This is a genomic window from Bryocella sp. (assembly GCF_058498515.1).
Map to the genome: position 1 here is coordinate 153,049 of NZ_JBMHYI010000063.1, position 10,259 is coordinate 163,307.

Here is a 10,259-nt window from a genome sequence, read left to right on the forward strand (position 1 = left end):
CGACGATAATCGACTGTCCCAGTCGAAGACCGGCCACGAAAACTCCGTCGAATCGAAGAGTCTCAGAGATATCAGAGGAACACGATGTTTATTGATGAAGCGCGCATTCGCGTGAAGGCCGGAGACGGCGGCAATGGCTGCATGGCCTTCCGGCGCGAGAAGTTTGTGCCTAAGGGTGGGCCCTCCGGCGGCGATGGCGGCCATGGCGGCGATATCGTCATGCGCTCGTCGCTCTCACACAACACCCTGATCCATTTCCGCTTCAACCCGGAGCACAAGTCGCAGCGCGGCGAGCACGGGATGGGCTCGAACATGTCCGGAGCCTCCGGCGAGCACACCGTGCTGAAGGTGCCGGTCGGCACACTGCTCTATGACGACGAGACGGGCGAGCTGATCCACGACTTCACCCACGCCAACGATGAGATCGTCATCGTCAAGGGTGGACGCGGTGGACGCGGCAACCAGCACTTCGCCACCTCGGTCCACCAGGCGCCGCGCGAGCATGAGCTCGGCCGCCCGGGCGAGGAACGCAACTTCCGTCTGGAGCTGAAGCTGCTGGCCGATGCCGGTCTGGTCGGCTACCCCAACGTGGGCAAGTCGACGCTGATCTCGCGCATCTCCGCGGCCAAGCCGAAGATTGCCAACTATCCCTTCACGACGCTGGAGCCGAACCTCGGCGTGGTGCAGGTGGGCGACTATCCGCACACGCTCTCGTTCACCGTCGCGGATCTTCCGGGGCTGATCGAAGGAGCGCACGAGGGCCACGGCCTGGGCGTGCAGTTCCTCAAGCACATCGAGCGCACCAGCGTGCTGGTCCACCTGATCGATATCTCCGATGGCAGCGGCCGGCCCGATCCTACCGAGGACTACAAGGTGATCACCGAGGAGCTGAAGAGCTTCGATCCAGCGCTGCCGAAGAAGCCGACGATCCTGGTGGCGACCAAGGCCGACGTGGCGAACCCCGACAAGCTGAAGAAGCTCACCGCCTTTGCCAAGCGCAAGAAGCTTCCGCTGTATCTCATCAGCGCGGTGACCGGTGAGGGCATCGAGCCGCTGAAGTACACCATCGCCGAAGCCGTTGCGAAGCATCGCACCGTGAACCTGACGCATCCGGACAAACCGGAGCCCGGGATCGAAAAGACGCCCAGGCGCAAGCCGAACTATCCGCCTCCGGCGCCCAACTCCAGCGGAAGCAAGACGAAGTAGCACAACGATGTTGCAGCAGCTCGCTTAGAGGAGCTGCTGCAGGATCGGCAGCGCCTCGGCGATCTTTCTTCGATCGGCGGCGCTGAGCTCTTCCACCGCGGCGCGCAGCAGGCGCACGCGATGCGCGCGGCCTTGCACCAGCAATCGCCTTCCCTTCGTCGTCGCCGTGATGCGAATGACCCTGGCGTCGTTTGGGTCGGCCGAGCGGACGACCAGCCCCTGTTCTTCCAGCGCGGTGACGATGCGGGTCATCGTCGGCGGCCGCACTTGCTCGGCCCGGGCAAGGTCGCCGAGAGTGACGGGCCCCTGAAAGATCACGACTGAAAGCGCAGACAAACGCGACGCCGTGGCGCCGCTGAGTTCGTCGGCCTTGCGCACGGAGCGCAACAGGCGAATGACGGTCGAGTGCAGCTGCTCGGCCAGCCTTGCAGCATCGGTTGGGATGGGCATTGACATCGCTCTCTGTCCTCATCATAATTCATTAGCATTGCTAACGAATTGGAGAATGCAGATGACACACACCACATCGGAGCCCATGCTGCAGGAGCTGGGCCAGGTCGCGATCACCGTGATGGACCTCGCCAGGGCGAAGGAGTTTTATCAGGAGCGCCTGGGCCTGGCCTTCCTGTTCGACGCGGGCACGATGGCCTTCTTCCAGTGTGGCAGCGTGCGCCTCCTAATTGGAGAGGCGGCCGAGATGGTTCCATCGAAAGGAACGATCCTCTACTTCCGCGTGTCGAACCTGGAGACGACGTCAAAGGAGCTCGAGAGCCGCGGAGTGGAGTTCGAGCAGCCGCCCCACCTGGTTGCCCGGATGAAGAGCCACGACCTCTGGCTGGCCTTTGTGAAGGATCCTTCAGGAAACGTCCTGGGCCTGATGAGCGAAGTCGCGAGAGCCTAGTTCACCAGCACGGCGGGCTCGCGCACACCCACAGCCGGCAGCGTGATGCGTATGGTGGTGCCGCGATATTTTCCGTGGGTCGCCGAGCGCAACTGCAGCGTTCCGCCCTGCTCTTCGACGATGCCCCGCGTAACCCACAGCCCGAGGCCCGTGCCGCGCTCTCCCTTGGTGGTGAAGAACGGCTCGAAGACCGTCTGCAGGTTTGCCCTGTCGATGCCGTGTCCGGTGTCGGACACAGTGACGACCGAGTGGCCATCGCGCAGGCGGGCGCGAATGCGGATGTGCCCACCGCTTGACTCCATGGCCTCCAGCGCATTGCCCACCAGGTTCGCGAAGACCTGCCGCAGTGCGGGGTCGTAGGTGGTCTGTTCGATCCCCGGGCCATACTGGCTTTCCATCTGGATATGGTGCTGGGTAGCGCGCGAATGGAAGAGCTGTACTACCTCCGCGAGCAGGGTCTGCAGGTCCAGCGTGCGCCCCGGAATCTTACGGTAGAAGCTCAGGGTGGAGCGCGTGATGTGTCCGACGCGATCGAGCTCGCGCGCGGCGATGGCGATGAGCTCCTGCCCTTGCGTGGTCAGCGAGTGCTTGTCCAGCAGGTAGAAGATGTTGGTCAGCGCCTCGAGGGGATTGTTGATCTCATGAGCCAGCGTATTGGCCATGCGGCCGGCGGCGGCCAGGCGCTCACTGTTGATCAGCCGCTGCATCAGCTCGGCGGTCTCGCGTTCGGCGGCCTTGCGGGCGGAGATGTCCTCGACGACCCAAAGGACGCTGGAGTCGGTGGCTTCCTGCTCGACGCTGCCATGCAGCAGCAGCGAGACCGTGAACTGCGCGGGAAAGACGGAGCCATCACTGCGCAGCAGGCTGCGCTCGGAGCGATAGCCGGTACGCCTTCCCGCCATCAGCTCCGCGAAGAGTTCCTTATCGGCCTCGCGGTCGCTGGGCAGGATGAAGTCCTTGAGGTTGAGCGCCAGCATGCGCTCGACGGGCACACCCAGCAGCTCGCTCAATCGCTGGTTGACCAGGACGAAACGGCCGTCGGTGGTGGTGTGAGCCATGCCCACCGCGGCCTGGTTGAAGGTCGCGGAGAAGCGCTGCTGCAGCAGCTGCAGCTCCTGCTCGGTGCGGAGGCGCTCCCGGCGCTTTTCGGCGTCGTGGAGCTCGCGCTCGATGGCCGGAATGAGCCGCTCGAGGTGGCCCTTGAGTACATAGTCGTGTGCTCCGGCGCGCATGGCGTTTACCGCCGAGACCTCATCGATGGTGCCCGACACGATGATGAAGGGAACATCCATGCCACGGCCCTGGATCAGTTCCAGCGCCTCACGCGCACCGAATCCCGGCAGCGTGTAGTCGGCGATGATGAGGTCCCAGCCGCGCACGTCCTCGAGCGCCTGCTCGAGCGCTTCGGCGGTTTCAATCCGCAGCGCGTCCACGCGAAATCCGCTGCGCGCCAGGTGTCGCTGGAGCAGCAGCGCGTCTTCTTCGTAGTCCTCAATCATGAGGACCCGAAGAGGGCGGGGCGCCGGATTTATACCGTCGGTGGGCATTGATTGAGCAGCAACCAGTAGAGGCCGAGCTGACGGGTCGCCTCGGCGAAGTCCGTGAAGTTGACCGGCTTGCGGATGTAGCTGTTGACGCCCAGGCGATAGCTGGCGACGATGTCGCGCTCCTCGTCGCTGGAAGTAAGCACCACGACCGGAAGGATCGAGGTGCGGTCCAGCGCGCGGATGAACCGCAATACTTCCAGGCCATCGACCTTGGGAAGCTTGAGGTCCAGCAGCACGAGCTGCGGGAGGGGCTCGTTAGCTCCGAGCCCCTTCAGGAACTCGATGGCTTCGGCGCCATCGCGCGCCACCTGGATCTCATTTGCGACGTTGGCCTTGCGCAGCGCGCGAATGGCCAGCGCCTCGTGGTCGGGATCGTCTTCGACAAGCAGAATGACTGGGGTCGTTGCCATCGGTATCTTTCCGGTCAAGCCCGTGCGGGATTCTCCGCGCCGGGGTCTCCAAGGGTGAAGTAGAAGGTAGCGCCCCGGCCGATCTGGCCTTCAGCCCAGATCGATCCATGATGGCGGCGGATGATGCGTGAGACGGTGGCCAGGCCGATGCCCGAACCCTTGAACTCGCGGTCGCCATGCAACCGCTGGAACGCTGTGAACAGGCGATCGACGTATTGCATATCGAAGCCTGCTCCATTATCCCGCACAAAGTATACGGTGGTTCCGTGGTACTCGCCCGTGCCGGGCTGGCTGCCGAACTGGATGAGAGCCCCTGGAGTCTTCGAGGTGAACTTCCAGGCATTGCCAATCAGATTCTCGAGCGTAATGCGCAACAGCCGCGAGTCGCCGACCACCAGCACGCCCGGCTGCGCCACAAATTCGACGCTGCGTGTGGGTTCCAGCGCTTCCAGCTCGCCGAAGACAAGCGTGGCAACCTGGGAGAGATCCACGCGCTCGCTCTGCAGGTCGGAGCGGGTGACACGGCTCAGCTGCAGCAGCGAGTCGATCAGCGTACCCATGCGCTGCACACCGCCGCGGACGCGCGTGATGTAGTCGCGGCCCGCCTCGTCGAGCTTGTCGGCATAATCCTCTGACAGCGCCAGCGAGAAGCCGTCGATGGTTCGCAGCGGGGCGCGGAGATCATGCGACACCGAGTAGCTGAAGGCCTCCAGCTCCTGGTTGGTGTTGGCCAGCTCGCGAGTTCGCTGTTCCACGCGTTCCTCCAGCGAGGTGTTGGTGAGGCGCAGCTGCTCGTTGAGTACCCGGATCTCGGCCTCGCTATGGACCAGCGACTGGCGGTCGCGGACCGCGCGGATGGCGAGCTCGGCGGTCGCTCCCAGCAGCAGCACCGCCAGCAGCGAGGCCGCCACAAAGGTCCAGACCACCACCGACCGCGCCTTCGACGATTCGGCGGTCCGGTCGGCCAGCAACCGGTTCTCTTCGTTCTCCATCTGCTGCAAGCAGTAGGAGACGGTGGGACCATGGTCCGGGGAGTCCGCGAGAACATTCATCAGTGGCTCTGGTGACAGCATCTCGCCAGTCGCATCGCGCATGGCCATGCCGGTTTGCAGAGCGCTCAGCCGCACCAGCACTCGCTGACGCGTGTACGCCAGGCGCCGCTCCTGACTGGCATTGTCGACGGTGAGGTGCTGCAACACACTGAGTTCGCTCTCAACCGCGTCGGAAGAGGTCTTGTAGCGGTCCTTGTACTTCGGATCGCCGGTGACGATATACGCTCGGACGGCGGCCGTAGACTTGCTGACCTCGCTGTCCACGGTCTTGGTGTGCAGCAATACTTCAAAGGTGTGGGCGCGCCAGTTCTGCACGTCGAAGAAGACATGAAGCGCGCGAATCGCCAGCCAGGCGTTAAATGCGACGATCAACATCGCTCCCGCCATGGCCAGGCGGTACTTACCAGTTCTCATTTCTTCGAAAGCTCCACTGACGTAAGAAGGCAGTGGAGCGATTGGAGTTGTATGGATTTCGCGACGGCGCGACGGATCATCGTCCGCTTCCGCCGCACACTGGTGGAAGCTTCCGGGAGCGCCTACGCTGCAGCTACGGGCCGCTTGGCTTCGATGGGTCCCCCGTCCACCTTTTCCTCCTCGACATAGGCGGCCATCGCCTGGGCCAGCTGCGAGTCCACCTCATCCGCGATCGCCATCACCCCCACCAGCAGCAGGCTGAAATTGACCCGGTGCAGGTTGTTCTGCAGGGTCTGGAAGATGCTGACCTGCAGCATCCTCGATTCCTCGACCATCATGGCGGCGGTATAGCCCTGTTTCCTTCGCGATAGTCCATGCTCGACGGCTGCGGGCGAGACGAGCGCGCGGCTGCCCAAGGGCAGCGGCTCTCTCAAGCGATGAACCAGATCGGCAAAGAGCTGCGTCAGATGGGCGCAGCGCGGGCCGTCCTCCATCGCAATCGAAAGGACCAGGCGATCGTTATCGACCCGCACCAGCCAATCGCTGATGGTCGCCAGCGTCTCTTCTTCGAGGATCGTCGCAAGGCTCGCGGTGACACGGGCGACAACAGGTCCGGTCTTCATCTTGTCTCGAATCAGGGCAACCAACGCGCCTGCCGTTGTCGGCTTGATCAGGATCTCGTCCGTCTGGGACACGATGGCTGCAGCCGCCGCGTTCATCTCAGGATGAGCGCTGAGAATGATCGTGATTGCCCGTGGATTGGCATGGCGCAGCGCACTCACGACGGTGAGTCCGTCCCCTTTGCCAGGCATATGCAGATCGCTGACCAGAATGTCGAAGCGTTCCGAGGCGATCAGCTTCAGCGCTTCATTCACACTCCTCGCCGTGCGGACCTCGAAGCCGCCCCTCTTGAGTATGGCGCTGACTGCCTCCCGTAGATCGTCATCATCATCGACAAGAAGAAGCTGTGTCGTACTCGTTTCGGACATGACATGGGCCCCCGCGCTGCGGCGTAGATAACCCATGCTGCAGTCCGCGGGCAGATGAGATCTGTCTCCTTTTGAACACTTCCTGGGCTGTTTCCCAATTCGGCTTGCATGGCCCGCGAAGCCTGAACCAGTTCTGATCGACTCGCCAGCAACTGGTTTCTAGCCCGCTCCTTAAGGCCAGCGCCCCAACCGACCGCGCCTAAATTTGATTTCTCGAGCGGCGGTTCGACTCCGGACGCCTCGACTTCTTTGCGTCCTAGACCCCCACCATCTTGCCAAGTCCAGAGGCTACCTCGCGCAACTGCTCCGACTGAGCGGTGAGTTGTTCGGCAGCCGCTGCACCCTCTTCGGCGTTCGCCGCACTCTTCTGCGTGCCTTGCTCCATCTTCTGGATTGCCTGACCTATCTGGTCGATGCCGTTGCCTTGCTCCTCGCTGCCCAGACTGATCTCCTCCACCAGCACCTTCATGCTGAGGAAGACCTCATTGATCCTGGCACCCGATTCCACCAGTGTCCCAATTGTGGCGCGGCCCACGTCCGAGTTACGCTGTGACTGCTCGATCATCACGGAGATTTCCTCCGACGCGGTCGCGGAGCGCTGGGCCAGATTTCGTACCTCTTCGGCCACTACCGCGAAGCCCGACCCAGCCTCGCCAGCCCGAGCCGCTTCCACCGCAGCATTCAACGCCAGAATGTTGGTCTGGAACGCAATCTTGTCGATCACCTGCAGCGTCTTCGCAATCTTGTTGCTCGACTCCCCAATGGCATCCATCGCCTGGACGCAATCCGTCACCGCCCGGTTTGTCTGCTCGGTACTCTTGACTGCCTCGACCGCCAGAGATGTCGCCTTCCTAGCGCTCTCCGTATTACGCCTCGCCATCGAGTTGATCTCTTCTGCAGAGGCCGAAGTCTCTTCGATCATCGCCGCCTGCTCCGAAGTTTCCCTGGCGAGGGACTGGCTCGATGAGGCGACCTGGCTGGCCGCGCTGGAGACCTGATTCGAACCGTCCGTGAGATCCAGGACGCTTCGCCTCAGCGTGGTGTTGATGCCTCTGATGCTATAGACGACAAACGCCCCGGCCGCGAGCGCAAGAACAATCATGAACAGGCTGAGATAGCGGGCCGGAGCCACCGCACCCACGGCCTGCTCGGCGTATTTCGTCGTGGCTTCATTTTCCAGGTCGGAAAGATGTTGTCCAGAGACTCCAATGCCTGCCACGACGGGCATCAGCTTCTCCCAGTAAAGGGTATCTGCGCCAGTCAGATCGCCCTTCTCCACCAGGCCGAACATGGTGGTCGTCCCCTCCCCGACAAATTGCAGCTTCTCGAGGATCTCCTTCTGGGCGATGTCCTTCAATTCTGGCTTCGCGGTGAGCTGGATGAACTCAGTCACGTTCTTGGTCATAGCTGCCACATCTTCGGCATAGTGAACGTTGGCGCGGCGTGCCGCTTCCAGATTATTCGTATGGGCGCTGAGCAGCAGGCCGTTCGTGGTGGCCAGGCCGTCCGCGCCGATCGTGTTCATGACGCCGGTCAGATAGACAGCGCGCGCATAGTGATGGCCCAGCTTGTCGACGTCCCCACCCAGGCTCCCAACGTTCCAGATTCCAACGCCGCCCAGCAGCAACGCAATGGCCAGGATGGCCCCAACACTTGTAAACAGCTTCTTTCCGATAGTCATCGAAACTCCCTGCCTGTTCCTGAATGGATCCGGTCGCAGGGCTTTTGCGCTCAAGGGGCTCGACTAAACCGGTGGATCGTGGCGCGTCTTTCTCAGGAAGCTATCGGCAAACAGCGGGAACTTTCTAACGGAATCTATGTCGCTATTAGAGCATTCTGAATCGACGCCTACAAGAAAGCGGCGCGGCCATATGGCCGCGCCGCATAACTTCTACCGCGCGAAGGTTACTTCGCCGCGGCTGCCATCTTCTGCTCGTACTCCTCGTACGGGCCCTTGTGGTCCGTAATGTGGAAGTCGTCCGGGCCGCCTTCGAAGTGCCAGATGCGCGTGCCCGACTCCTCGATCAGGTCCTGATCGTGCGTGACGAGGAAAACAGTTCCTTCGTACTTCTGGATCGCCTGGTTGAGCGCGTTGATGCTCTCGAGGTCGAGATGGTTCGTCGGCTCATCGAGCACCAGCACGTTGGGCTTCATCAGCATGATCTTGCAGAAGAGCAGACGCGCGGACTCGCCGCCGGAGAGGGCTTCGGTCTTCTTGTTGCCCTCTTCGCCCTTGAAGAGCATCTGCCCGAGCAGGCCGCGGATGTCTTCCTTCGCCACCTTGGGATCGAAGGTGTGCAGCCACTCCGCCGCCGTGGTGCCGTGTGGGATGGAGCCGGTGTGGTCCTGCGCGAAGTAGCCGATGGAGATCTCGTGACCCCACTTCACGGTGCCGGAGTCGATATCCTCTGGCCTCGCTTCTTCGAGGCGCGGCGCCTGCCAGCCGGGCGCGTTCGCGAGCAGCGCCTTGAGCAGCGTGGTCTTGCCCTGGCCGTTGCGGCCTACGAGGATGATCTTCTCTCCGCGCATGATCGACGCGCTGAAGCCCTTGATCACATGCTCGGTCTTGCCCTCGGGCTGCGGGTAGCTCTTGTTCACGCCCTCGAACTCCAGCACATGCTTGCCGCCGGGCTTTTCGATCTTGAACGCGATGAACGGGCGCTGGATGTTCGACCGCGCCAGCTCCGTGGTCGCCAGGCGCTCGACTTCCTTCTTGCGCGAGTTCACCTGCGACGATCGTGTGCCCGCGGAGAAGCGCGCGATGAACTCGTTCAGCTGGGCGATCTTCTTCTCGCGCTGTTCGTTCTGGCCTTCGATGCGCGAGCGCACCGAGGTCTTCTGCAGCACCATATCGTCGTAGCCACCGGTGTACGTGATGATCGTCTCGTAGTCGATGTCGGCGATGTGGGTGCAGACGTTGTTGAGGAAGTGGCGGTCATGCGAGATGGTGATGACGGTGCCATCATAACGCAGCAAAAAATCCTCAAGCCAATGAATAGATTCGAGATCGAGATAGTTCGTGGGCTCATCGAGCAGCAGCGCCTGGGGGTTGCCGAAGAGCGCCTGCGCGAGCAGCACGCGGACCTTCTGGCCGCCCTGGAGCTCGGACATCTTGCGCTCATGGAGCTCGTCCGGGATGTCGAGGCCCTGGAGCAGGATGGCGGCATTGGCTTCAGCTTCATAGCCGTCTTCATCGCCGACGATGCCTTCGAGCTCACCGAGGCGGGAGCCGTCTTCATCGGTCATCTCGGGCTTGTTGTAGATGATCTCGCGCTCTTCCATGGCGGCCCACAGGCCCTTGTTGCCCATAATGACGGTATCGACGACGCGGTAGGCGTCGAACTCGTACTGGTTCTGCTTGAGCACGCCAAGTTTCTTGGGGCGCACGACGGTGCCCTTCTGGGCGTCGATCTCGCCGGTGAGCACCTTCATGAACGTAGACTTGCCGGCGCCGTTGGGCCCGGTGAGGCCGTAGCGACGGCCGGACGTGAACGTCACGGAGACGTCTTCGAAGAGCAACTTCGCGCCGTAGCGCATGGTGACATTGGACACAGAGATCATCTCTACCATTTTCGCATGTTCGTGCGGTATTTGGCGGATGGCCCTGCGATGCGGAAAACAGCGGCGTTCCTGGTCCATGGAGGGGCCGGGGTGTGCAAGCCAAACAAAGATCTGGCGAGGTGTGGGCTGGTGCGCAGTTGGGTATGTTTCGAACTGTGCTCACATTTCAGAATCGATAT

At 62.2% G+C, this 10,259-nt stretch carries 9 protein-coding genes; 2 read left to right on the plus strand and 7 right to left on the minus strand.

The window, feature by feature from the left end; all coding sequences use genetic code 11:
- Nucleotides 1–84 precede the first annotated feature (84 nt).
- Nucleotides 85–1,206 (plus strand): GTPase ObgE, encoded by a 1,122-nt coding sequence (gene obgE / locus AC5E6W_RS18670; RefSeq protein WP_491753841.1) that lies wholly within the window; start codon nt 85–87, stop codon nt 1,204–1,206.
- A gap of 24 nt (nt 1,207–1,230) precedes the next feature.
- Here the strand turns inward: obgE and AC5E6W_RS18675 are convergent, their stop codons facing one another.
- Nucleotides 1,231–1,662 carry a MarR family winged helix-turn-helix transcriptional regulator gene (locus AC5E6W_RS18675; RefSeq protein ID WP_491753842.1) on the minus strand — a complete coding sequence of 144 codons (432 nt, stop codon included), beginning with the start codon at nt 1,660–1,662 and terminating at the stop codon, nt 1,231–1,233.
- 55 nt (nt 1,663–1,717) lie between these two features.
- Here AC5E6W_RS18675 and AC5E6W_RS18680 point away from each other — a divergent pair, with 55 nt between their 5' ends.
- Entirely contained in the window at nt 1,718–2,107 is a 390-nt protein-coding gene (locus AC5E6W_RS18680; RefSeq protein ID WP_491753843.1) for a VOC family protein, read from the plus strand.
- Here the strand turns inward: AC5E6W_RS18680 and AC5E6W_RS18685 are convergent.
- From AC5E6W_RS18685 to AC5E6W_RS18710, 6 genes are all read right to left on the minus strand, one after another.
- On the minus strand, nt 2,104–3,606 hold the full coding sequence (locus AC5E6W_RS18685; protein WP_491753844.1) for a two-component system sensor histidine kinase NtrB: 1,503 nt from the start codon (nt 3,604–3,606) through the stop codon (nt 2,104–2,106). The two genes, AC5E6W_RS18680 and AC5E6W_RS18685, sit on opposite strands and share 4 nt — an antisense overlap.
- 29 nt (nt 3,607–3,635) lie before the next feature.
- A complete protein-coding gene (locus AC5E6W_RS18690) occupies nt 3,636–4,064 on the minus strand; it encodes a response regulator (RefSeq protein WP_491753845.1) in 429 nt (142 codons plus the stop codon).
- Between the two features lie 14 nt (nt 4,065–4,078).
- On the minus strand, nt 4,079–5,530 hold the full coding sequence (locus tag AC5E6W_RS18695; protein WP_491753846.1) for a sensor histidine kinase: 1,452 nt from the start codon (nt 5,528–5,530) through the stop codon (nt 4,079–4,081).
- Nucleotides 5,531–5,652: 122 nt separating this feature from the next.
- Nucleotides 5,653–6,555, minus strand: a complete 903-nt coding sequence (locus AC5E6W_RS18700) for a response regulator (protein WP_491753847.1) — start codon at nt 6,553–6,555, stop codon at nt 5,653–5,655.
- A 220-nt stretch (nt 6,556–6,775) separates the two neighbouring features.
- On the minus strand, nt 6,776–8,200 hold the full coding sequence (locus tag AC5E6W_RS18705; RefSeq protein WP_491753848.1) for a methyl-accepting chemotaxis protein: 1,425 nt from the start codon (nt 8,198–8,200) through the stop codon (nt 6,776–6,778).
- 224 nt (nt 8,201–8,424) lie between these two features.
- Nucleotides 8,425–10,080, minus strand: coding sequence for an ABC-F family ATP-binding cassette domain-containing protein (locus AC5E6W_RS18710; protein ID WP_491753849.1), 1,656 nt, complete (start codon nt 10,078–10,080; stop codon nt 8,425–8,427).
- Nucleotides 10,081–10,259: the final 179 nt, after the last annotated feature.

Coding starts and splice junctions, on each gene's coding strand:
- obgE (WP_491753841.1), top strand. CDS start 85: ATGTTTATTGATGAAGCGCGCATTCGCGTGAAGGCCGGAGACGGCGGC.
- AC5E6W_RS18675 (WP_491753842.1), bottom strand. CDS start 1,662: ATGTCAATGCCCATCCCAACCGATGCTGCAAGGCTGGCCGAGCAGCTG.
- AC5E6W_RS18680 (WP_491753843.1), top strand. CDS start 1,718: ATGACACACACCACATCGGAGCCCATGCTGCAGGAGCTGGGCCAGGTC.
- AC5E6W_RS18685 (WP_491753844.1), bottom strand. CDS start 3,606: ATGATTGAGGACTACGAAGAAGACGCGCTGCTGCTCCAGCGACACCTG.
- AC5E6W_RS18690 (WP_491753845.1), bottom strand. CDS start 4,064: ATGGCAACGACCCCAGTCATTCTGCTTGTCGAAGACGATCCCGACCAC.
- AC5E6W_RS18695 (WP_491753846.1), bottom strand. CDS start 5,530: ATGAGAACTGGTAAGTACCGCCTGGCCATGGCGGGAGCGATGTTGATC.
- AC5E6W_RS18700 (WP_491753847.1), bottom strand. CDS start 6,555: ATGGGTTATCTACGCCGCAGCGCGGGGGCCCATGTCATGTCCGAAACG.
- AC5E6W_RS18705 (WP_491753848.1), bottom strand. CDS start 8,200: ATGACTATCGGAAAGAAGCTGTTTACAAGTGTTGGGGCCATCCTGGCC.
- AC5E6W_RS18710 (WP_491753849.1), bottom strand. CDS start 10,080: ATGATCTCTGTGTCCAATGTCACCATGCGCTACGGCGCGAAGTTGCTC.